The organism is Massilia aerilata (assembly GCF_042656905.1).
Classification (GTDB): domain Bacteria; phylum Pseudomonadota; class Gammaproteobacteria; order Burkholderiales; family Burkholderiaceae_D; genus Telluria; species Telluria aerilata.
The window spans coordinates 279066-301743 of record NZ_JBHSMZ010000026.1; the positions used below are offsets into that span (position 1 = coordinate 279066).

A 22678-nucleotide genomic window follows, 5' to 3' on the forward strand; every position below is an offset into this window, starting at 1 on the left:
CTATCGTGTTGGGTGCGTGGTAATTTGGAGGAAGTCCACCGTGACCGCACCCGCGCCGTGCGATTTGGCGACCCGGGCCAGCTGCTCGTCCAGCGCGCGCAGGTAGCCCGCGGTGCTTTCCAGGTTGTCGCGCACGCCGCCGAACAGGGGCACCGGCGTGGCGATCAGCACCACCATTTCGGTACCGAAGGGCGGGCCGACGCCCCAGTTGTTCAGGTTGCCGATGATGACGGTATAGTTGGGCGGTGCAAAGGTCTCGCGCTCCAGCAAGGTCGGCAGCATGTGCAGGACTTTGCCGTCGAGGGTGAAATAATCGACCACCAACTGGGACGGATAGGCCGGTGAAGTCACGTCGAACAGCAAGGTGGCGCCCGCCTTGAGGTCGGTGCCGCGGCCGCTTTCCCTGTTCACCTTGATCGAGCTCGCGTCATTGGCCGCGCCTTGCGCCATGCGGTGCGCCACCCAGTAGCGGCCCAGCACGCGCAGCAAGGCGCACTTGTCCTCGTCCACCTCCTGCACCGCCACATCGACCCCCGACACACCCGGCAGCGCCATCAGCGTATTCTTCAGGTGGGCTTTCCCGCTGCTGCGCGCGATGTAGCCCTGCACGCGCACGGTACGCCCCTTGATCGTGGGGACCAGCGCCGAGCAGGGTAAATCCGCCAGCGCCGCGGAGACGGCCGGCAGGCTGGGCGCGGATGGCTGCGCCTTGGCTGCGGGCTGCGCCGCCGGGGCCGGGGCCTGGGATGGCCCCTGGGGCGGCGCCTGGGCTTGCCGGGGCGCCTGCGGCGGCCCGCTGGCCGTGTCCGCAGCCGCGGCAGGCGGTCCGGTTTCAGGCGCCGCCTTCTCGGCGCCGTCCCACAGGAACAGGCGCAGCGCCACGAACACCACCAGCGCCGCCGCCGCCGACAGGCCCACGCCCACCAGGAAGGACGGCTTTTGCCACACATCCTGCGCACCGATCTCCTGCAGGAACTGGTTCACGCTGGGGGTGCGCTGTTCGCGCTGGAAGGACAGCGCACAGCGCAGTGCGCGCCACTGCCGGTGGCCGAGTTTGGGCGGGCGCTGCGGGCGCAGGCCGGCGTCGCGCGCCTGGGTGGCGGACAGGCGGTTGAAGGGATGCTTTCCGGTCAGCAGCTCGTAGGTGATGCAGCCGAGCGCATAAATGTCGTCGCGCGGATCGGGCTCGCGGTTCTCCAGCATTTCCGGGCTGGCGTAGGCGGGCGTCAGGGCGCCCAGGCTGCCCGGATCGAAGACGGTGACGTCGGGCGCTTCCTCGGCCTTCTGGAACACGCGCGCAATGCCGAAGTCGATCACCTTGACGCCGCCGGCATCCAGCAGGACCACGTTGGCCGGCTTGAAGTCGCAGTGCACGAAGCCGCGCTCGTGCGCATAGGCGAGCGCCTTGCCCATGCCGCGCACGATCTTCATCGCCTCCTCGAAAGGCAGGGCGCGGAAATCCGGCGCGCGCAGCAGCTGGCCGAGCGACTTGCCGGCCAGGTATTCCATCGTCACATAGACCATCGAGCCGTCGCGGTCGAAGTCATACACCTGCACGATGTTGGCATGGGCCAGGGCCTGCGCCTTTCTCGCCTCGCGCTGCAGGGCGATCAGCGACTTCGGATGGCCCTGGAACTGGACGTTCAGCACCTTGATCGCGATATACGGATGGCGGTCCGAGGCCTCCAGCTTGCGCAGGTCGAGCGCTTTATAGACAGTGCCCATGCCGCCGAAGCCGATGCATTCCTCGAGCACGAAGCGGCCGTTGAGGGTGTCGCCGACGCCCTTCATGCGCTCGACCGGGGCATCGTTGGCGTTGGCGCCCGCATAGCCGCCGGGCTGGGTCGGCGGCAGGGGCTTGGTCTGGACAAAGGTTTCCTCGTCGCCCACGCGCTGGCGGCTGCGCTGCCGTGCTTCGATCGCGCGGGCGATGCGGCGTTCGACCTCGCCGTAGACCTCGGCCGGCAGCGGCGAACGGCGATGCGCCTCGTTGAGGGTCTTCAGCAGGCTGGAGACGCTCGCGTGCGTATCCGCGAGCAGCCGGTCAAGGCGCGCGAACATCTCGGCCTGCCCGAGGGAGCCGCTCTGGAACAGGCGAAGGGTGTCGGCAAGACTGTCCATGTCACTTGTTCAGACACTGGAGCGCGCCGCGAATTCACCGCAGAGCCCTTGTGTTGTGACCGGCCAAACAGTGCGTCGAAAAGTGTTGGGACAAAGCCGCCGCTTCGGCCGGTGTTCGATAGCGAACGCACAAATAAACCGGCCGAAAGGCCCGTTTCGGGGCCTGGCACGCTTCTCGCAAAGAGATGGGTGAGCACGACGAAACCGGCTCACCAACCCAATCTCGAGGAGCACTGACATGAAAACCCTGACCATCAAAGACCTGGCCCTGACCTGCGAACTGGACCGTGGCGCCATGGCCCGCGTACGCGGCGGTTACAAGATGCAGCAGCAAGCGCATTCGCTGGTGCCGATGCCGAGCTACAACCCGAGCTTCGAGTCGTCGATCAAGGTCGACCAGAGCCTGCAGCAGCTGCAGAGCGTGATGAACGCCACCGCCAACGGCTCGGCCTTCATCGATGGCGTCACCGTGCACAACAACACCGACCAGTTCGGCCAGAACAACGTCGCCGTCTACCGCTAAGGATATGAACCAAAGGAGAATCCTTATGTCTTCCATTCAGATCCACGACCTCGCGCATGCGCAGCGTCTCGACCGCCATGCGATGGCAAGCGTACGCGGCGGCGTGCTCGGTGCACCGAACGTCAACGTCAACGTCACGCTCAACCAGCAGATCGCGCAGTTCCAGGACATCGGCGTGAACGTGCTGAACAACAACGGCGTGATCGGCGCCGGTTTCACGGGGCCCAGCATCGAGCTGAGTCCGCTGCAGTGGGCAAAGAACGAGGCGCACCTGCCGAAGTTCTGAGCCACCCTGCCCATCCGCGCCAGCCCGGCCATCCTTGCGATGGCCGGGCTAGCACCCGTTATTCAAGGAGAACCATCATGGCGCACATCGTTATCAAGGATTTGTCCGACAACCTCGAACTGGACCGCAAGGCCATGCAGGCGATCAGCGGCGGCGCGCGGCGGCGCTCGCAGGTCAGGGCGGCCGGCATCGCGCCGCCATCCTCGCCCGGGATCGTCGATTTTAAAACCCGTGCAGCGCCGAGGAGTGCGCCCGGCAAACAAAGCAGATAAACGGTTTATCCCGTTTGACGGCGCTTGACGATGCCGCCCTGACCGCAAGGCTGGGCGGCTTTTTTCCGTCCTTGTTTTACGGAGTGTTGGGCCGCTCCACACATCGAATATCAGCTGTTGGCCCTCACCCACCAGATTCCCCGCCCAACAGGCCCAAAGCGAAGACTGCCCGTCAACAAAAGGCGGGTTGAAGGCCGTTTCGAGGCCTGGCACGCATTCTGCTCATACCCAAGTGAGCGCAAATCGAAGTGCTCTTAACCCAAATCACCGACGCAAGGAGAAAGACATGAAAACCCTGAACATCAAAGACCTGGCATTGAACAAGGAACTGGCCGGCGGCGACATGGCTGCCGTGCGCGGCGGACATGGCAAGCCCGGCATGCCGTGGCTGCCGACCTACAGCCCGTCCTACAACACCTCGATCAAGGCGGACCAGAGCCTGCTGCAAATGCAGGACGTGCAGAACCTGACTGCGAACGGCTCGGCCTTCGTGTCCGGCGTCCACGTCACCAACAACACCGATCAATTCGGCCAGAACAACATCGCCGTGCTGTAAAGGAGAACCGACATGAAAACCCTGACCATCAAAGACCTGGCCGTTTCCTCCGAACTGAGCCGTAAAGAAATGTCCACCGTGCGCGGTGGCCACAAAGCCGGCTACACGATGGGCTCGCCCTCGTACGCGCTGTTCCCGATGCCTTCGTACACCAAGACCATCGATGCGTCGCAAGACCTGCGCCAGGCGCAGCAGGTGATCAACGAGACCGCCGACGGCTCGGCCTTCATCTCGGGTGTGAACGTGACCAACAACACCTCGCAGTTCGGCCAGAACAACCTGCTGGTCGCCTGACGCGGACCTGGCAAGCAAGGAGAAGAGCATGGCATCGATCCTGATTCAAGACCTGAACCGTACGCGTGAACTGGACCAGCGTTCCATGTCCGCGATCCGCGGCGGCAGCAAGGGTCTCGCCGCCTTTGGCCCGAACGTGAACGTGAACCTGAACCTCGACCAGCGCATCGGCCAGGTACAGGACATCAAGGTCAACGTCCTGAACAACAACGGCGTGATCGGTCCCGGCTTCGTCGGCCCCGATGTGACCCTGAACCCGCTGCAATGGGCCGCCAACAACGCTGCAATCCCGCTGTAAATGTATTCATTCTTCAAGGAGCATCATCATGAAAACCCTGAACATCAAAGACCTGTCCCGTAGCCAGGAACTGGCCCACACCGAGATGGCTGCCGTGCGCGGCGGCCATGGCAAGAGCAGCGCCCCCTGGTTCCCCCAGCCCGGACCATCGCATGTCAGCTCGTCGCTGGAGGCCAGCCAGGACCTGGCCCAGCTGCAAAAGGTCGTCAACGCGACCGCCAACGGCTCGGCCTTCATCGACTGCGTGGACGTGACCAACAACACCCACCAGTACGGCCAGAACAACATCGTGCTTGCTTGACCCCGACCGGTGGAGGCCGCAAGCGGCAAACCCTTGCGCGACCTCCACCAAAATATTGAACCAAAGGCGGTTTCAACTTGTCTTTCTACTGTCCCGCGACGCATCCAGGAGACGCATCATGGCCCAACTCCGCATTCACGATCTACGCTGCGACCGCACGCTCGACACCAGGGCGATGGCGCACATCCGCGGCGGCGACGGCGCAGCCTGGTGCTTCGGCTGGATCCAGCCCTACCTGCCCGCGCAGGCACGCGGCGTGACGCCGGTGATCAACTTCTACCAGATCAACAACTACGCCGACCAGATGATCAACCAGTTCCAGTCGGTCAGCGTGAGCAACTCGGCGCCGAATTCGGTATTGACCGTCGGCGTGGACGGACGGAGTGTCAACAACGGAAGCATCTAATGGGCGAAGAGACGCAGTTACGCTGGACCTCGGCGGCGCGCACCGATACCGGACTGGTGCGCAGCAATAACGAGGACATGGTGCTGAACCGGCCGGAGCGGCGCATGTGGGCCGTGGCGGACGGCATGGGCGGGCACGCCTATGGCGAAGTGGCGAGCCGGATGACGGTCGAGGCGCTGGATGCGCTGCCCGCGGGCGAGCCGCTGCAGCAGGCGGCCGCGCAGGCACGCGTTTGCCTGCTCGCGGTGAACGACACGCTGGTGGCGGAAGCAATTACCCGCAATGTCCCGGTGATCGGCACCACCCTGGTGCTGCTGCTGGCCTCCGGCCGCAGCGCCATCTGCATCTGGGCCGGCGACAGCCGCATCTACCTGTGCCGGGGCGGCAGCCTTCATCAACTCACGCGCGACCACAACCAGCTCGAAGAACTGCAGATCAAGAATCATCTATCCCGCGAAGAAGCCCAGGCCTGGCCCGGCGCCAACATGATCACACGCGCGCTCGGCGCGGCCACGGGGCTGGAGCTGGACGAAATCCAGGTGCAGGTCTGTCACGGCGACATCTTCCTGCTTTGCAGCGACGGCTTGAGCAATATGGTCAGTGCCGAGGCGATGTTCGGCGCGCTGACCGGCGGCGATTGCGCGCAGGCGGCCGATACGCTCGTCGAACTGGCCCTGGCCGGGGGCGGCCGCGACAATGTGTCGGTGGTGGTGGTGCGGGCGGACGATGTGGAGCCGGACCAGACGGTGATGAATCCGTCGTTGTGAAACGGCCCGTCATCCCCGCGAAGGCGGGGATCCAAGTTGGCATGCGCCTCGGCAGCTCAAGAAAACTTGGGTTCCCGCCTGCGCGGGAACGACGGCTGCTTACCTCGCCTGCCGAAAATCCTTCGAATGCAGCCCATGCTTCTTCAGCAAGATCTGCAAATGCGAGCGGTTCATGTCCCAGCGCCGCGCCAGTTCGGCCACGGTGCCGCCGACGTCCTTCAAGCCGCGTTCCAGGCAGGCGCGCTCGGCTTCGTCGCTGGCGGCGCGCTTGGCCTCCGCCAGCGAGGCCGGCGCCGGCGGGGAGGAAGATGCACCATCCGCGTCCTTCGCCTCGAGCGACGCCGGCGCAGGCGCCGGCACAGCCCGCGGGCGAATATCTTCCGGCAGCTGCGCCAGGTCGGCCAGGTCGCCGGCCAGGCAGGCCAGCCGGTACATCAGGTTGCGCAGCTCGCGGATATTGCCGGGGTAGGCATATTCGAGCAGGAATTCGCGCAGGCGCGGGCTCAAGGCCACCGGGCGCCGCTTGAGGACCTCGGCCGCCTCGTCGCCGTACCAGGCCAGCAGCAGCGGGATCTCGTCCTTCCGCTCGCGCAGCGGCGGCAGGCTCACGTGGATCACGCTGAGGCGGTAGAACAGGTCTTCGCGGAATTGCCCCTCTTCGATCAGCTTGCGCAGATTTTTATTCGTGGCGGCGACGATGCGTGCGTCCACCGCAATCGTCTCGTCCGAACCGACGCGCTGGATCTCGTGCGACTGCAGCACGCGCAGCAGTTTCACCTGTCCCTGCAGCGGCAGTTCGCCGATTTCGTCCAGGAAGATCGTGCCTTTATGGGCGCTCTCGAACTTGCCCTTGCGGTCGGTGGCCGCGCCGGTGAAGGCGCCGCGCTTGTGGCCGAACAGTTCCGATTCGATCAGGCTCTCGGGAATCGCGCCGCAGTTGACGGAGATATAGGCCTTGTCGGCGCGGGCGCCGTTGGCGTGCACCACCTTGGCCATCAACTCCTTGCCGGTGCCGCTTTCACCGTCGATCAGCACGGGTAAATCGGTGGGCGCCGCCTTTTCCGCGATCTCGAGGGCGTCGAGCAGGCGCGGGTTGTCGCCGAAGGTGCCCTCGAACACGAAGCTGCGCGCCAGCAGCGCCTGCCTGCGTTCGCCCGGGTGCGGCAGCGGCTTGTCCACGGCCTCGCTGCGGCGGTCGGCGTCGAGCGCCTGCACGAAGCGCTCCTTGTGCGACAGCTGCATCACCTCGTCGCGCACGGCATTCGCCTGGCGCAGCAGCTTTTCGATGTCAGGCCGGTCGAGCTGGTTCGCCCAACGCAGGGTCGAGCGCAGGATTTCGAGCCGCTCCAGCAGGCCGGCATAGGACATCGATGAGCCGCGGGGTGCGAGATCCTGGTTAAAGAGTTTCATGCTGCCGCCAACTGCTTCTGAACGAGTTCGTAATACATGCCACGCCGCGCGAGCAAGTCCTCATGCCGCCCCTGCTCGGCGATATGTCCCTCGTACAGCACCACGATCTTGTCGGCTCGCATGATGGTGCTGAGCCGGTGCGCGATGATCACGGCCGTGCGCCCGGCCAGGATGTCGTGCATGTTGGCGATGATGTTGCTTTCCGATTGGGTGTCCAAGGCCGAGGTCGCCTCATCGAAGACCAGCAGGCGCGGGTCGTGATACAGCGCGCGCGCGATGCACAATCTCTGCACCTGGCCGCCGGACAAGCCGACGCCGCGCTCGCCCACCACCTGCTCGTAAGCCAGCGGCATCTTGCTGATGAAGGCGTGCGCATCCGCCATCTTGGCAACCTGCTCGATGCGCCGCCGGTCCGGGCTGTCGTCGCCGCTGGCGATGTTCTCGGCGATGGTGCCGGAAAACAGCAGGTTGCTCTGCATGACGTAGCCGACCTGGGCGCGGTAGTAATCCTTGTCGATGGTCGCCATGTCGTAGCCGTCGACCAGGATCTTGCCGTCGGTGGGCATATAAAAGCCGACCAGCAGCTTGGCCAGCGTGGTTTTACCGGAGCCGCTGCGGCCGACGATGGCGATCAGCTCGCCGCGCCGCATGTCGATGCTGATGTTGTCCAGCACGTAGGCGGTGTCGTCGCCGCCGTAGCGGAAGTAGACGTTCTCGAGTTTGATATCGCCCTGCAGGTCGGGCAGGACCACCCGGCTGGCGGCCTCGCTCGGCTTCTGTTCCGGTTCGATGTCGAGCACGTCGCCCAGCCGCTCCATCGCCACGCCGGCGTCCGCCAGTCGGCTCCACAGGGCCACCAGGCCCATCAGCGGGGCGAGGACGCTGCCCATCAGGGCGTTGAAGGCGATCAGCTGGCCGATCGTCAATTCGTGCTCGAGGACCAGGCTGGCGCCGGCCCACAGGATGGCGATCGTGGTGCCGGCGTTGAGAAGCTGGCTGGCCAGGCCCACCACGATATTGAATTGCTGCGCGCGGTACTGGGTGTCGAGCGCTTTCACATATTTCTTTTCCCATTTCAGACGCACCGGGCGCTCGCTGCCCATGCCCTTGATGGTCTCGACGCCGCCCAGCGCCTCCATCAGGAAGGCGTGGGCGTCGGTCGAGGCGTTGAAGACCTCACGCGCGTACTGCTTGATGTGCGGCGTCGTAAAAATCGTCAGCGCCATGATGGGGATGACGAAGGCGATCAGGATCAGGGTCAGCTTGACGTTGTAGACGAACAGGATGGTGAAATAGATGAACACCATCAGCAGGTTCAGCATCGTGGTGACGGTCGATTCGGTCAGGAAGGCGCGGATGGTCTGGTTTTCCTGGAAGCGCGCGATGATGTCGCCGGTCTTGCGCTTGGCGAAGAAGGAGTAGGGCAGCGACATCGTGTGCTTGAAGAAGCCCGCCATCATCGAAAAGTCGAGGTTGCGCACCATGTAGTTGGCCAGGTAGGCGCGCACGGTCGCCATCAGCTGCGAGAACAGGTTGGCGATGACCAGCCCGCCGATCAGCAGGTGCAGCAGGCTGACGTTCTGGTGCACCACCACGCCATCAAGGATGTTCTGGATGATCAATGGCGGCACGATGCCCAGCATCTGGATCACGAAGGTGGCCAGGAACAGATGCAGCAGGATGGTGCGATAAGGCCGCAGGTAGGCGACGAAGCGCAGCCAGGGCGAGCGCTCGACGGCGGCCTGCGCCATGTCCTGGCCGGGCGTGAAGACCAGGCAGGTGCCGCTCCAGCCGCGCTCGAATTCCTCGACCGACATTTTTCTGAAACCCACCGCCGGATCAACGACCCACACCTGGCGTTTCGAGACGCCGTACACGATCACGTAGTGGTAGCCCTCCCAGTGCACGATGAAAGGCAATTCGAACCCCTGCAGCGCGTCGAAGGTGCATTGCACGCCGCGGCTCGAGAAACCCAGGGTCTCGCCGGCGCGCGCCAGGCTGTCCAGGGTCGCGCCCTGGGTGGTGACGTTGGCCAGTTCGCGCAGTTTACCCAGGGTGACCTGCAGGCCGTAATGGCGGCACAGCATGGCCAGGCAGGCGGCGCCGCAATCCATCTCCTCGGCCTGCTCGACCAGGGCGAAGCGGCGGATCACTTTTTCGCCCAGCTCGGGCTTCGATTCGAGGTCCAGGCGCAGCGGGCGCTTGCGGCGCTCGGCCAGCTTCTTCTGGCGCTCCAGTTCGCGTTCTATAAAACGGATGCGGTCTTCCAGCACCTCGCGCAGGCCGGCGTTGCGCTCGAGGATGGCGTGCGCGGTCTTTTCCGGAATCACCAGCAGGGTACAAGGCGTGATGGCCACCGCCGAGGCCATTTGTTCCTGGCGCATCAGACAGGCTTTTTCGCCGAAGGTCTCGCCGGCCTGCAGCGTGGCCAGCGTGTAGTCGTCGGCGCCGTCGTGGTACAGCAGTTTTACTTGTCCCTGGCGCAGCACATACAGGCGGCGGTCTTCGCGCCCGTCCTGGGTCAGGATCTCCTTGCCGGCCGCGACGCGCTTGACGCCGACGCTGCGCACGAACGCTTCCAGCTCGTCCTTGCCGACCTTGCCGCGCAAATCGAACAGGCGCGCCACCAGGCCGCCGGCCGAGCTGATCGCGACATAGCTGGTGACGAAGTCGCGCGCCACCGGATTGCGCACCAGCACCGGCTCGATGGCCGTGCGCGGGATGAACCACAGCTCGGTCTTGAGGGAGGCGCGCGCCGACAGTTCGTGGTGGACTTCGCGCAGCATGGCGATGTCGCCGATGACTTCGCCGCTCTTCCTGACGCCGATGCTGACTTCCTTGCCGTTCTCGTCGGAAAACACGCGCACCGAGCCGGACTTCACCACATATACACCTTCGGCCGGCTCGCCGGCCTTGCAGACCGTGTCGCCGAAGGCGTAATGGCGCACCTGGATCGCTTCCGCCAGCTGTTCCAGGTCCTCCTCCGTAAAAGGCGACAGCAGGTCGACCGATGACAGGAACCTGGCGGGCGACTGCGCCTGGGAGGGTGCTTCTTCCATGGCGGTCTGGCGGGCCCGGCGCCTAGCGCACAGGGCACGCTTCGATCACGTGTTCCTGGGCGCGCGCCATCAGCCATTGCTCGCGCAGCAGGCGGCGCACCTCGGCGGCGGTATCGGGGTCGAGCGCGGCCGGGTGCCTGGCGTTGACGCAAAAGATCTCGTAGCACACGCCGTCGGGAGAAGGGAAGGGCCCGAGCAATTCGCCTTCGCGCGCATTGAACACGCGCGCCTCGATGTCGCCCTTGAGCGAACCGCGCAGCACCTTGCCGATCCGGCCGCCCTGCCCTCTGGTATCGGTATCGATCGAGTGTTCGCGCGCCATCTCGGCAAAGGCTTCCGGTTCTTCCTGCAGCACCGACATCATCTCGCGCGCGGCGCCCTCGGCATCGAGCACGATGTGGCTGACCTCGACGCTGTCGAAACGCGGCGAGTTGAGCGTGAAGTACTGGCTCACGGCGGCCTCGCTGCAGACCTGGTCCAGCATCTTTTCCTGGTACAGGCTGTCCGTGATCCAGTCCTCGAATTCGTCCAGCGAGACGCCGAGCGCATCGAGGTAGTGGTTGGTGTCGGCGGCGCGGTGCAGGCCGAGGGCGCGGCGGAATTCATCGGCGCGTTCCTGGATCTGCTCGGGCGCCAGCTGCAAGCCGGCCTGTTTCGCGGCGCGCGCGGTGAGGCGGTCGCGCACCATCTGCTCGACCAGGCCTTCGAACTGCCCGCTCAGTTTCAAGGTTCGGATGAAGTCGTCGGTGGTGATGACCTCGTCGTCGATGCGCACGATGCCTGACATAGGGGATGCTCCTGACGCCGGGTGAGGTCCGGGGCAGGAGTTAGAGCATGCGGGCTGGCTGAAGGTTCGGGCGGACTCGTGACAATTCGATAGTGTGTGCGGCATCGGGGCCAGCTACCATTTGCTCGACCTATCAGGAAATATCCCATCCACACGACAGAAAGAGAGAAGACATGAAATCGCAAACCTTGTGCCTCGCCATCGCGTCGACGCTGGCTCTGGGCGCCTGCGGCGGTGGCGGCGGCAGCGCAGGTTCCAGCACCAGTCCGACGCCCGTGCAGACCTCCTCGCTGACGCCGATCACGGCCGCCAATTCGGGCAAGGCGGCGGCCAGCGGCTATACCGCCAGCAGCCTGATCGGCGACTCCTCGTCCTCGGTGACCGGTGTCCTGACCGGCGTCAGCATCGGCGGTACCGGCATGAGCGCCGCGGCGCCGGTCATCAAGCTGGTCAAGCGCAGCTTCGGCCAGGGCGGCGCCCCGCTGCTGACCGGCGCGACGGTGAACCAGGCCTGCGCCGGCGGCGGCACGATCACGGTGGACGCCAACCTGCGCAACCCGCAAACCCTCAGCAACGGCGACACCATGTCGGTAACCGCCGTGAATTGCGTCGAGGACGGCGACAGGCTGAACGGCACCCTGAGCATCACCATCGCCGACGTCAGCGGCGACCTGATCAACACCACCAGCGGCGCGGCGACGATGGACACCCGGTTCACGGGCTTCAGCATCACCAGCGGCAGCGAGACCGCCACCCTCAACGGCGACATGAAGATCGCGCTCAAGGTAACGAGCTCGACCGACAGTTCGGTCACGATTTCCGGCAAATCCCTGCAGGCCACCGACCAGAAAGCCGGCGCGACCGTGGCCAGCCTGACCCTTGCCGACTACTCGCTGAGCGGCAGCACCAACGGCAACACCACGACCAGTTCCGGCAGCTTCGGGCTGTCGGGCAACGCCAACGGCCTGGGCCAGTTTGCCTATACCGTCAAAAGCATCCAGCCTTTCGTGAGCGTCGGCACGGACATGCCGGGTTCGGGCTCGCTGATCGTGAACGGCAACGCCTCGTCCGTGACCGTCACCGCGCTCGGCGCCGGCGGCGTGCGCCTGGACTACAGCGCCAAGGGCGATGGCGTGGTCACGCAGACGGCGACCCTGAGCTGGGCCGATTTCAACGCCTCGCTTTGATGCGCCTGATCTGGCCGGCCGCGGCGGCGCTGACGGCATCGTTTTCCCTGCCTGCCAGCGCGCAATGGCAGGGCAGCATAGGCGTCGGCGCCCGCAGCGTCACCCATGCCGAATACGACGCCGCCGGCCGGCAACTGGTGCGCGAACACGGCTGGCTGCCCGGCGCCAGCCTGAGCGCCGCCTACCGGCAGGGCAGCCTGCGCTGGTTCGGCGGCGCGGACTGGTATGGGGGCGACATCGAATACGCTGGTAGGACCCAGGCCGGCGTCGCCGCCGCATCGACGACCTCGACCAGGCTGGGCGCGGTGCGCCTGGGGGCATCGTATGCAGTAGGGAGGGATCACGCGCTGGCCGCGCTGGAAATCGACCGCTGGCAACGCGACATCCTCGGCACCGCGGCCGCCGCCGGCCTGCAGGAAAGCTACCGGTCGACGCGCCTGCTGCTGGGCGCCGGTACGGGCTGGCGTTCGGCGGCCGGCGCCATCTCGGCCGACGCCGCCTTCATCCTTGCCGCACCCGAGCATATGCGCATCGGCTTTTCCGGCCTGTACGATCCGGTCTCGCTCGACACCCGCCGCGGCCGCGGCCTGCGGCTGGAGTCGGCGTTCCAGCCCGCCTGGGCTTCGTACCTGCAGGTTCAAGCCCGCGCCGACTGGCTGAAAGTGCCGCGCAGCGCTGCGGCGCCCCTGGCCGCGAACGGCGCCTTCCGCGGCACGGTCACGCAGCCGGAACATACGCGCAAGGCGATGACACTGGCGCTGGCCTACCTGTTCTGAGGTTAAAGCGGCACCACAGGCAGCCGGATGGAGAAGGTGGCGCCCTGGCCGCGGCCGGCGCTGCTGACGCTGAGCGTGCCCCCATGCAGCTCGACGATACGGCGAGCGATGTACAGGCCCAGCCCCAGTCCGCTGGCGTTGTCGTGCTGCTGCAGCCGGAAGGCGCCGAACACATGCGGCAGGTCTTCCGCTTCGATGCCCTGGCCGGAGTCGGCGATGTCGATCTCGACCATGCCATCGAGCCGCCGGATGGTGATGCGGATGACGCCGCCCACCGGCGTGAATTTCACCGCGTTGAACAGCACATTCCAGATCACCTGCTGCAGGCGCCGGCCGTCCGCCTCGAAGCGGATCGGGTCGCCATGATCGGCCGGCGTCACCTGCAGCAGGATCTGTTTGGCGTGCGCATGCGGTTCCACGGTCGAGATGGCGTCGCGCAAGACCTGTCCCAGCACGACCGGCGTGCGCGTGATCGACATCTGCCCGGTCAGCGTGCGCGCAGCGTCGATCAGGTCTTCGACCATCCCCGCTTCCTGGCGCACGTGCACGCGCATGGCCTCGAGCCCGCTGACCGCGTTCGGCGGCAGGTCGGGCATCGTGCGCAACAGCAGTTCGATGCGCATCGACAAGGCCGACAGCGGCGTGCGCATTTCGTGCGAGACCGCCGCCAGGAACAGCTCGCGGGTGCGGTTCACGCGCGTCAGGTCGTCGATGGTTTCGCGCTGGCGGTCGAGCGTACTCGACAGGGTTTTCAGGAGACCCGCATAGGTGCTCATGCGCTTGTCGGACACCGGCGCATCGAGCCGCGCCGCGTTCCATAACAAATGCCCGGCCAGCCCGATCTGCTTGGCGATACGCTCGCAGGCCAGCGGCGAACTGAAGTCGGCGAAGCGCCAGCCGAACACCAGCACGCCGTAGACCTGGCCGCGCAGCAGCAGCGGCTGGGCGCACACGCGGAAGCCTTCGTCGAATTGGCCGGACGCCGACGCCTTTTGTTCGCGTGCCTTGTGCACCAGCGTGCGTTCGAAGGCCGTGCCGGGACCGTCCTCGGCCCACAGCGTCGAGCGCTCCGCCAGCAAGGCCGACAGGCGCGACCCCGTCAGCGGACCGATGTGGCGCACCCCTGCCGCGTCATACGCCGACGTGACAAGGCCCGTCGCTTCCGTGAACTGCCGTAGCGGCGTCTGCCAGTCGTCCCAGTTGACCGGCGTGGTGTCTGGCAGTTCGGCCTTGATCACCTGGGCTTTTCGGCCGGCATGCGCGCCGATTCGGGCAGAGGGGCGCCGCTGGCCACCGCTTCTTCGATGGCCGGGCTCTGGCGTGATGGCGAACGCGACAGCAAACCGTAATACGACGAGAACGGCAATTGCGGCACGGCCTGGACATCGTTGCCGCCTTCGTCGATCAGCACCAGGCCGCCGACGCCGATTTCGTATTCGCGCGTGATCTGCACATTGCGGCTGCCGCGCACCTTCGGCACGGCCAGGGCCCGCCGCAGCACGGTCGAGATTTCCACGTAGTTGAGCAGGATGATGTTGTCGACCAGGTGCGAGCCCTTCAGTTCCTCGCTGATCTGCGAAACGCCCAGCAGCTCCGGGCTTTCGTAGTTGAACAGGGTCGTCGCCAGGCGGTTCTTGAAGAAGCTCGCCAGCGCGTAAAGGTAATCGGCAACCTCCTCGACACTGGTCATTTCATACACGGCCACCGAGTCGAGCGCGATGCAGTCGATTTTTTCCTGCTCGACCAGCTTGACGATGCGGTCGAAGTGCACGTCCAGTTCGAGTTCCAGCGGCGACTCGTAATGAATGAACAGCTTGCCGTCGTCGATCAGGCCCTGCAGGTCGAAGCCGAGCGACTTGGCGTTGCGGATCAGCTGGCGCGGATGCTCGTCCAGGCTGACCAGCAGCGTCTTGTGGCCATTCTTGATGGCGTCGGTCAGGAACTGGACGCTGAACACGGTCTTGCCGGTGCCGGAAATGCCGCTCACCAGCGTCACCGAACCCTCGTAGATACCGCCATTCATCATCTTGTCGATGGCCGCCGAGCCGGTCGACAGTCGCCGTTCCGAGGTGGGCTGGTCGGGCGATGCAACCGGGCGCGACTGCGCGCGGCGGTACACATGCACGCCGACCTGCGGTTCGATGCGCATGGTATGGCTGCCGCCGATGAAATCCTGGCCGCGCGACTTCGTCACCGTCAGGCGGCGGTGGGTGCGGCGCCGCGCCTCGCCGAAGCTGAGCGAAATGATGGTATCGAAGACGAAGCGCTCGTGCGCCAGCACGCCGGTCATCGACTCGTCCTTCTCCGCCGTGACCATGGTGGTCACGCCCAGGCGCGTCAGGCCTTCGATCAGCAGGTGCACGTCTTCGCGGAAAGGCATGTCGTTCACCTCGGCGTACAGGCGCAGCGGCGTCAGGCCGTCGATCAGCAGGCGCTTCGCGCCCATGGCCACCAGCGAGGCGGCGAAGGCGCCGTCGTCGCTGCGGAACTCGCTCAGCAGCACAGCCGGACTGGTCTGGATGATCTTGATCTTGCCCTGGTCGATCATGCCCTGCAGGTCCCAGTCGAAGCCGGCGGCGTCGCGCAGCAGCTTGGCGGGATCGAGCTCGAAGGACACGATGGCGCCGGGCTCATCGTAGTCGAGCGCACCGTGGTAGATGAAGCCCAGCCCGAGCGTGGTCTTGCCCGAACCGGGCGGACCTTCGACGATCAGGTTGTTATTGCGGGGAATGCCTCCGTGCAGTACCTCGTCCAGTCCGGCAATGCCCGTCTTGACCAGTTCGTTCATCGATTTACCCCTTTAATTGTGTCAGCTTAGCATGCGGCGGCGCAACAGTCTGCCGGCGGTATTGCCGGTGCCAGCTTTAGTAGCTTACTTTGCGAAAGTATCCGCGAGATTCTAAGACAGTTGGCCGCCGTGTATTAACACAATTGAAACATCTGAAGGGTTCTTTTGCATTATCCGTCTGGCTGCGAGTGTGCTTGCATCCTTTATGCGACATAAGTTCAAGCGCGCCGGGGTCGGTCGCGCACGGTCCTACGATGGTCCCGCATATTGATGAGTGATCCGTGACCAGAAACCATCAAAGGAGATCCCCCATGAAGCTGCTTGCCCTTGTTGCTCTTGCCCTGGCCGGCTGCGCCTCGCAAGCCGAGTACCCTGGCAAGACTTATACCCACGTCCCGCGCACGGAAAAGTGCAAGCCGACCTCCGAAAAGAAGATCGCCGCCCTGTTCGAGCGCTGGAACGATACCCTGCAGAGCGGGGACCCGCACAAGGTCGTGGCCAACTACGCGGAGGAAGCTATCCTGCTGCCGACCGTGTCGAATCAACCCAGGCTGACGCCGGCGGAAAAGGAAGAGTATTTCGAGCATTTCTTGCTGAATGAACCGTCCGGGGTGATCGACCTGCGTCGGATCTACCTCGGCTGCAATGTCGCCGTCGATGCGGGGCTGTACACGTTCACCTTCGGCAGGACCGGGCAGGTGGTGCCGGCCCGCTACACCTTTACTTACCGCTGGGACGGCGAGCAATGGCTGATTACGAGTCACCATTCTTCGGCTTTGCCGGAGCAGGAATGAAGGCCGGCCGCGGGGCGAAAAAAAGGCCGCGAGCTTTCGTTCGCGGCCTGCTTTGACCGGGATGAACCGGACTCTTACTCCACCGTCACCGACTTCGCCAGATTACGCGGCTTGTCCACATCGGTCCCACGCGCCAGCGCCGTGTGATAAGCCAGCAGCTGCAGCGCCGCCACGTGCAGGATCGGCGACAGCAGGCCATAGTGCTCCGGCAGGCGGATCACATGCAGGCCTTCGCTCGAGGTGATCTGGGTGTCGACGTCGGCGAAGCAGTACAGCTGGCCGCCGCGGGCGCGGACTTCCTGCATGTTCGACTTCAGCTTTTCCAGCAGGGCGTCGTTCGGGGCGATGGTCACCACCGGCATCTCTTCGGTCACCAGCGCCAGCGGGCCGTGCTTCAGTTCGCCTGCCGGATAGGCTTCGGCGTGGATGTACGAGATTTCCTTCAGCTTCAGCGCGCCTTCCAGGGCGATCGGGTAGTGGATGCCGCGGCCCAGGAACAGGGCGTTTTCTTTTCGTGCGAATTCCTCGGCCCAGGCGATGATCTGCGGCTCCAGCGCCAGCACCGCGCTCAGCGCGACCGGCAGGTGGCGCATCTGCTTCAGGTAGGTCGCTTCTTCCTCCTCGCTCAGGCGGCCGTTGACTTGCGCCAGCGTCAGGGTCAGCAGGAACAGGGCGGCCAGCTGGGTCGTGAATGCCTTGGTCGAGGCGACGCCGACTTCGACGCCGGCGCGGGTGATGTAGGCCAGCTTGCACTCGCGCACCATCGCGCTGTGGGCGACGTTGCAAATGGTCAGCGTGTGGGTCATGCCCAGGCTGCGCGCGTGCTTCAGCGCGGCCAGGGTGTCGGCGGTTTCGCCGGATTGCGAAATGGTGACGACCAGGGTCTGCGGATGCGGGACGCTGTCGCGATAACGGTATTCGCTGGCGATCTCGACACTCACCGGGATCTTGGCCACCGATTCGATCCAGTACTTGGCGGTCAGGCCGGCATAGTAGCTGGTGCCGCAGGCCAGGATCAGCACGCGGTCGATCTCTTTGAAGACGCGGAAGGCCTGGTCGCCGAACAGTTCCGGCATGATGCCGGTGACGCCCTCGAGGGTGTCGCCGACCACGCGCGGCTGCTCGAAGATTTCCTTCTGCATGTAGTGGCGGTACGGGCCGAGTTCCGCGGCGCCGGTGTGGGCGTGCACGGTTTTAACCTCACGCTCGGCCGGGCGGCCGTCGACGTCGACGATCCAGTAGCGCGCCAGTTGCAGGTCGACCACGTCGCCCTCTTCCAGGTAGATGATCTGGTCGGTGGTGCCGGCCAGCGCCATCGCATCCGAGGCGACGAAGTTTTCACCGTTACCCAGGCCGACGATCAGCGGCGAACCCTGGCGCGCAGCCACCACACGATGCGGCTCTTCGCGGCAGAATACGGCGATGGCGTAGGCGCCGTGCAGGCGTTTCACGGCTTGCTGGACGGTCTCGAACAGGTCGCCGTTGTACATGTGGTCGACCAGGTGGGCGATGACTTCGGTGTCGGTCTGGCTGGTGAAGTTGTAGCCGAGGTCGGTCAGTTCGCGGCGCAGCTCGTCGTGGTTCTCGATGATGCCGTTGTGGACCAGGGCGATGCGGGCATTGTCTTCGCTAGGAGAAAAATGCGGGTGGGCATTCTTGGTGGCCGGGGCGCCGTGGGTGGCCCAGCGGGTGTGGGCGATGCCGGTGAAGCCCTGCAGGCCGGTTTCCTTGATCTGGGATTCGAGCTCGGCCACGCGCGAGGTGCTGCGCGAACGCTGCAGGCGTCCATCGACGTGCAGGGCAACGCCGCAGGAATCGTAGCCACGGTATTCAAGGCGCTTCAAACCTTCGATCAGGATAGGGGTGATGTTGCGCTGGGCTACTGCTCCGACGATACCGCACATGATGAGCTCCAATAAAAATTAACAGATGTCACTAATGTAGAGTAGGCGTCATGAAATAAGCTTTCTAAATTCTGCTTTTTTTGATAGATTATTTCATTACACGATACTCGTGAAATATTCTTTCAAATATCTACTAAAAATTTATAAAAATGTCGACAGAGCCAGAAAACCTGGACGATCTTGATCGTCGCATCTTAAATACCTTGCAAGTTGACGCCTCTCACACCAATGCCGAGTTGGCGGAATTGGTACATGTGTCGCAGCCAACTTGTCTGCGCAGGGTCAAACAGCTGAGCGCGAGCGGTGTTATCGAAAGGCAAGTTGCGATCGTTTCGCCGGACAAGGTAGGGGCGCGCCTGACCGCCATCGTCGAGATCACGCTGGATGTGCAGGCGGCCGACCGCATGGCCGAGTTCGAAGGCGCCGTCGCCGAAGAGGGGGCCGTGCTGCAGTGCTACCGGGTCGCGCCCGGCCCGGACTTCGTGCTGGTGGTGCAGGTGGCCGATATGCCGGCCTACCATGCGCTGGCGCACCGCCTGTTCACGACCCACAAGAACGTGCGCAACGTAAAAGCGTATTTTTCGACCTTCCGCAGCAAGTTCGAGACCCGCATCGTGGTTTGAACGGTTCTTCACGCACAGGCTATCCACAGGGGGCTGTGAATAATGTGGATAAGCTGTTTACCTGTAAACTTTGCTACCGCAAAAGTAATGCACAGCTCATCCACAGCACGATGTGGACAAAGTGTGACACTGCTGCATTACTGAGCAAATGGCTGTCCCGAACGGCCAATTGCGCCTTTTCCGGGCCGCCCGCGTCGGTTTCATGCGTTGTGGATAACTCGTGCGGCCGGGGTGCGGTCGGGTTCATGCCGGACTCACGGCCCTGGACAAAAAAGCACGGCAAAACAAGCGCCAATAAAGACAACAGGCCCGCCGGAATCCCGTGCGGGCCTGTGGATGACTTTGTGGATGACTGGCCGAAAAGCCTGTGCACAGCAAGTGGACTACCCTGTGCAAAGCCGGTGGACCAGGCTGTGTTTATCCTGTGATACGCCTGTGGTTTTGCTGTGGGTTTGCTGTGCCCAGCCAGTGGATTACTTCTTGTTCTTGACCGGGCGCTTCCAGTTCTCGATCGTCAGCTGCCGCGGACGGGAAATGGTCAGCATGCCGGCCGGTGCATCCTTGGTCAGCGTGGTGCCGGCGCCCAGGGTTGCGCCCTTGCCGACGCGCACCGGGGCCACCAGCTGGCTGTCGCTGCCGATGAAGGCCTCGTCCTCGATCACCGTGCGGAATTTGTTGGCGCCATCGTAGTTGCAGGTAATGGTGCCGGCGCCGATGTTGACCTTCGAGCCGACGTCCGCATCGCCAACGTAAGCCAGGTGGTTCGCCTTGCTGTGGGCCGCGACCTTGCTGTTTTTGACTTCGACGAAGTTACCGATGTGGACATCTTCGGCCAGCTCGGTGCCCGGGCGCAGGCGCGCATAAGGGCCGATCTGCGATTTTTCGCCGACGATGGCGTCTTCCAAGTGGCAGAAGGGTTTGATTTGCACGCCGGCGGCCACTTTGGTGTTCACCAGCACGCAATTCGCGCCGATGCGCACGCCGTCCGCCAGTTCCACGTAGCCCTCGAACACGCAGCCGACGTCGATCGAGACGTCGCGGCCGCAGACCAGCTCGCCACGCACGTCGATGCGGGCCGGATCCAGCAGGTGCACGCCCTTCTCGAGCAGCGCGTTGGCAATGTTCAGCTGATGGCGGCGCTCGAGTTCGGCCAGCTGCACCTTGCTGTTCACGCCGGCGACTTCCCATTCGGCCGAAGGATGCGCGGACACCACCGGCACGCCGTTCGCGACCGCCTGGGCCACGATGTCGGTCAGGTAGTACTCGCCCTGCGCATTGTTGTTCCCCAGCGCGCCGAGCCAGCTATTCAAATGACGCGTCGGGATCACCATGATGCCGCTGTTGATTTCCTTGATCGCGCGTTCTTCCGCGTTGGCGTCCTTTTCCTCGACGATGCGCACGATCTCGCCATTCTCGCGGATGATGCGGCCCAGGCCGAAGGGGTTGTCCTGCACCACCGTCAGGATCGCCAGCTTGTCCTTGCCGGCGGCCTCGACCAGGCGCTGCAGGCTGGCGCTGGTGGTCAGTGGCACGTCGCCGTACAGCACCAGGGTCGGCGCGTTTTCGTCGATCTGGGGCAGGGCCTGCATCACGGCATGGCCGGTGCCCAGCTGGGGCTGCTGCAGCGCGGTGTCGATGGCGATGCCTGCTTCCGTACCCCATTCGTGTACCGCACTCGGCACCGCTGCGCCGCCGTGCCCGTAAATCACGCATAATTTAGTCGGGTTAAGACTGCGTGCCGTGGCGATGACATGCTGCAGCAGCGGCTTCCCAGCCAGAGGATGCAGGACTTTTGGCAGAGCGGACTGCATGCGCTTTCCCATGCCAGCGGCGAGGATGACTACGTTCATATGTGCCGTTCTCAATAGAAAATGTAGTTGAATAATATGAAAAAGTTTAACACGCCCCAACCTTTGTTCCACCGTGCGCGCCTGCTGTTTCTGGTGGCGCTGATGGCTTTGCTGAGCGCTTGCAGCACGATCCGCTTCACCTATAACCACGGCGATACGCTCTTGTACTGGTGGTTGAATGCTTACCTCGATCTGGACAGCGATCAGTCCGACTGGGTCAAGAAAGACATCGATAACCTGTTCCAGTGGCACCGCACGACCCAGCTGCGCGATTACGCCGGCATGCTGAGCAAGATGCAGCGCCAGATGGGCGACGGCAGCGTCACCCAGGAAGAGCTGCTGTCCGATTACCGCGACATCAAGGCGCGCACCGAGCTGCTGGCCTTCAAGGCGCTGCCCCAGCTGGCCGACCTGGCGATGTCGATCAAGCCCGACCAGATCGCCCAGATGGAGCAGAAGTTCGCCAAGAACAACGACAAGTTCCGCAAGGAGTTCATGAGCGGCAGCATCGAGGACCAGCACAAGGCCCGTTTCAAGAAGGCGATGAGCCAGTTCGAGCTGTGGTTCGGCAGTTTCAGCCGCGACCAGGAAACGGCCTTGCGCCGCGCCTCGGATGCGCGCCCGCTCGACAACGACGTCTGGCTGCAGGAGCGCCAGCTGCGCCAGAAGAAGATCGTCGCCCTGCTGCGCCGGGTGCACGACCAGAAGCTGAACAAGGACCAGACCATGTCGGCCATCCACGACCTGCTGCGCGACATGTTCGACCGCATGGAGGCGCCGGAACGCAAGGCCTTCTTCGACGCCTATGTGGATAACACCTCGAAATTCATCCTCACGGCGATCAAGCTGACCAATGCGGAGCAGAAGCAGCACGCGCAAAAGCGCATGCAGGGGTGGATCGACGATTTCAATACATTAGCCAAAGGTAAATAATTGGCCGGAACGCGGGCACGGTGTGCCCGCCCCACGTAGGGTGGGCACACCGTGCCCGCGACCAAACCGTAATACGCTGCGTGGTATAGTCCCGCCATGCAAAAGAAGTCCTCACACAAACCCTCTTACCCCCGCCGTCCCGGCCCGCCGCAGCAAGTCCGCATCATCGGCGGCGCCTGGAAACGCACCCCTTTACCCGTGCTCGACGCCTTCGGCCTGCGCCCCACGCCCGACCGCGTGCGCGAGACCGTGTTCAACTGGATCCGCCACCAGCTGGATGGCGACTGGGACAGCCTCGACTGCCTCGACCTGTTCGCCGGCAGCGGCGCCCTCGGCTTCGAGGCCGCCAGCCGCGGCGTGCGTTCGGTGACCATGATCGACACGCTCGGCCCGGTGGTGCGCCAGCTCGAAAGCATCAAGGAAAAACTGAAAGCCGATCAGGTCAAGATCCTGCGCGCCGATGCGCTGGCCGTGGCGCGCGACCTGGCCCAGCGCGGCCAGCGCTTCGACCTGATCTTCCTGGATCCGCCTTATCAACAGGATTTCCTGAGCCAGGCCCTGCCGCTGTGCGCGAACCTGCTGAAGGAGGGCGGCCTGGTGTATGCGGAGTCGGGCGACGCATTGCCCTTCGCGGAAACGGAACAGGCTGAGTCGCCCGCGTGGTTGTCGGGCTGGCAGCAGGTGCGTGGCGACAAGGCCGGCATGGTCCACTTTTACCTGCTGAAGTTGCACTAAAAAACCGC

At 64.2% G+C, this 22678-nt stretch carries 23 protein-coding genes; 15 read left to right on the plus strand and 8 right to left on the minus strand.

Annotated elements, in window-relative coordinates:
- Entirely contained in the window at nt 1-2121 is a 2121-nt protein-coding gene (locus ACFPO9_RS26525; RefSeq protein ID WP_379777231.1) for a serine/threonine protein kinase, read from the minus strand.
- A 238-nt stretch (nt 2122-2359) separates the two neighbouring features.
- Between ACFPO9_RS26525 and ACFPO9_RS26530 the strand changes: the two genes are divergently transcribed.
- The 9 genes from ACFPO9_RS26530 (at nt 2360) to ACFPO9_RS26570 (ending at nt 5824) form a co-directional block, all read left to right on the plus strand.
- Complete coding sequence (locus tag ACFPO9_RS26530; protein ID WP_379777233.1) at nt 2360-2644, plus strand: hypothetical protein; 285 nt, start codon at nt 2360-2362, stop codon at nt 2642-2644.
- A 25-nt stretch (nt 2645-2669) separates the two neighbouring features.
- Nucleotides 2670-2930, plus strand: a complete 261-nt coding sequence (locus ACFPO9_RS26535) for a hypothetical protein (RefSeq protein WP_379777235.1) — start codon at nt 2670-2672, stop codon at nt 2928-2930.
- 77 nt (nt 2931-3007) lie between these two features.
- Nucleotides 3008-3202, plus strand: a complete 195-nt coding sequence (locus ACFPO9_RS26540; protein ID WP_379777237.1) for a hypothetical protein — start codon at nt 3008-3010, stop codon at nt 3200-3202.
- A gap of 286 nt (nt 3203-3488) precedes the next feature.
- Nucleotides 3489-3758 (plus strand): hypothetical protein, encoded by a 270-nt coding sequence (locus ACFPO9_RS26545; RefSeq protein WP_379777239.1) that lies wholly within the window; start codon nt 3489-3491, stop codon nt 3756-3758.
- 12 nt (nt 3759-3770) lie between these two features.
- Nucleotides 3771-4052 (plus strand): hypothetical protein, encoded by a 282-nt coding sequence (locus ACFPO9_RS26550; protein WP_379777241.1) that lies wholly within the window; start codon nt 3771-3773, stop codon nt 4050-4052.
- 28 nt (nt 4053-4080) lie between these two features.
- Entirely contained in the window at nt 4081-4350 is a 270-nt protein-coding gene (locus tag ACFPO9_RS26555) for a hypothetical protein (protein WP_379777243.1), read from the plus strand.
- Nucleotides 4351-4378: 28 nt separating this feature from the next.
- Nucleotides 4379-4651 (plus strand): hypothetical protein, encoded by a 273-nt coding sequence (locus ACFPO9_RS26560; protein WP_379777245.1) that lies wholly within the window; start codon nt 4379-4381, stop codon nt 4649-4651.
- Between the two features lie 118 nt (nt 4652-4769).
- Complete coding sequence (locus tag ACFPO9_RS26565) at nt 4770-5057, plus strand: hypothetical protein (protein WP_379777247.1); 288 nt, start codon at nt 4770-4772, stop codon at nt 5055-5057.
- The gene (locus ACFPO9_RS26570) at nt 5057-5824 is read left to right on the plus strand and encodes a PP2C family protein-serine/threonine phosphatase (RefSeq protein WP_379777249.1); all 768 of its coding nucleotides are present in this window, start codon (nt 5057-5059) and stop codon (nt 5822-5824) included. The genes ACFPO9_RS26565 and ACFPO9_RS26570 overlap by 1 nt, the downstream gene beginning before the upstream one ends.
- A 99-nt stretch (nt 5825-5923) precedes the next feature.
- Here the strand turns inward: ACFPO9_RS26570 and ACFPO9_RS26575 are convergent, their stop codons facing one another.
- The 3 genes from ACFPO9_RS26575 to ACFPO9_RS26585 are packed head-to-tail and all read right to left on the minus strand — an operon-like array spanning nt 5924 to nt 11080.
- A complete protein-coding gene (locus tag ACFPO9_RS26575; RefSeq protein ID WP_379777251.1) occupies nt 5924-7234 on the minus strand; it encodes a sigma-54 interaction domain-containing protein in 1311 nt (436 codons plus the stop codon).
- Nucleotides 7231-10293: an ABC transporter transmembrane domain-containing protein gene (locus tag ACFPO9_RS26580; protein ID WP_379777253.1), complete on the minus strand. Its 3063-nt coding sequence runs from the start codon at nt 10291-10293 to the stop codon at nt 7231-7233. The genes ACFPO9_RS26575 and ACFPO9_RS26580 overlap by 4 nt, the downstream gene beginning before the upstream one ends.
- A 22-nt stretch (nt 10294-10315) precedes the next feature.
- Nucleotides 10316-11080, minus strand: coding sequence for a peptidylprolyl isomerase (locus ACFPO9_RS26585; RefSeq protein ID WP_379777255.1), 765 nt, complete (start codon nt 11078-11080; stop codon nt 10316-10318).
- Between the two features lie 173 nt (nt 11081-11253).
- Between ACFPO9_RS26585 and ACFPO9_RS26590 the strand changes: the two genes are divergently transcribed.
- Nucleotides 11254-12267, plus strand: a complete 1014-nt coding sequence (locus ACFPO9_RS26590) for a hypothetical protein (RefSeq protein WP_379777257.1) — start codon at nt 11254-11256, stop codon at nt 12265-12267.
- Nucleotides 12267-13043 carry a hypothetical protein gene (locus ACFPO9_RS26595; protein ID WP_379777259.1) on the plus strand — a complete coding sequence of 259 codons (777 nt, stop codon included), beginning with the start codon at nt 12267-12269 and terminating at the stop codon, nt 13041-13043. Before ACFPO9_RS26590 ends, ACFPO9_RS26595 begins: the two co-directional genes overlap by 1 nt.
- 2 nt (nt 13044-13045) lie before the next feature.
- On the opposite strand, the gene ACFPO9_RS26600 is transcribed toward ACFPO9_RS26595, so the two are convergent.
- Nucleotides 13046-14281 (minus strand): sensor histidine kinase, encoded by a 1236-nt coding sequence (locus tag ACFPO9_RS26600; protein WP_379777261.1) that lies wholly within the window; start codon nt 14279-14281, stop codon nt 13046-13048.
- Nucleotides 14278-15831 (minus strand): ATPase domain-containing protein, encoded by a 1554-nt coding sequence (locus ACFPO9_RS26605; protein ID WP_379777263.1) that lies wholly within the window; start codon nt 15829-15831, stop codon nt 14278-14280. Before ACFPO9_RS26605 ends, ACFPO9_RS26600 begins: the two co-directional genes overlap by 4 nt.
- 311 nt (nt 15832-16142) lie before the next feature.
- Here ACFPO9_RS26605 and ACFPO9_RS26610 point away from each other — a divergent pair, with 311 nt between their 5' ends.
- Nucleotides 16143-16625, plus strand: a complete 483-nt coding sequence (locus ACFPO9_RS26610; RefSeq protein WP_379777265.1) for an SgcJ/EcaC family oxidoreductase — start codon at nt 16143-16145, stop codon at nt 16623-16625.
- A 74-nt stretch (nt 16626-16699) separates the two neighbouring features.
- Here ACFPO9_RS26610 and glmS read toward each other — a convergent pair whose 3' ends face one another.
- Entirely contained in the window at nt 16700-18529 is a 1830-nt protein-coding gene (gene glmS, locus ACFPO9_RS26615) for a glutamine--fructose-6-phosphate transaminase (isomerizing) (RefSeq protein WP_379777267.1), read from the minus strand.
- A gap of 149 nt (nt 18530-18678) precedes the next feature.
- Between glmS and ACFPO9_RS26620 the strand changes: the two genes are divergently transcribed.
- A complete protein-coding gene (locus tag ACFPO9_RS26620) occupies nt 18679-19152 on the plus strand; it encodes an Lrp/AsnC family transcriptional regulator (RefSeq protein ID WP_379777269.1) in 474 nt (157 codons plus the stop codon).
- Between the two features lie 473 nt (nt 19153-19625).
- On the opposite strand, the gene glmU is transcribed toward ACFPO9_RS26620, so the two are convergent.
- Nucleotides 19626-21002, minus strand: a complete 1377-nt coding sequence (gene glmU / locus ACFPO9_RS26625; protein WP_379777271.1) for a bifunctional UDP-N-acetylglucosamine diphosphorylase/glucosamine-1-phosphate N-acetyltransferase GlmU — start codon at nt 21000-21002, stop codon at nt 19626-19628.
- 36 nt (nt 21003-21038) lie between these two features.
- Here glmU and ACFPO9_RS26630 point away from each other — a divergent pair, with 36 nt between their 5' ends.
- Both ACFPO9_RS26630 and rsmD read left to right on the plus strand, forming a co-directional pair.
- Entirely contained in the window at nt 21039-21935 is an 897-nt protein-coding gene (locus ACFPO9_RS26630) for a DUF6279 family lipoprotein (protein ID WP_379777273.1), read from the plus strand.
- A gap of 96 nt (nt 21936-22031) precedes the next feature.
- A complete protein-coding gene (rsmD, locus tag ACFPO9_RS26635) occupies nt 22032-22670 on the plus strand; it encodes a 16S rRNA (guanine(966)-N(2))-methyltransferase RsmD (protein ID WP_379777275.1) in 639 nt (212 codons plus the stop codon).
- Nucleotides 22671-22678 lie beyond the last annotated feature (8 nt).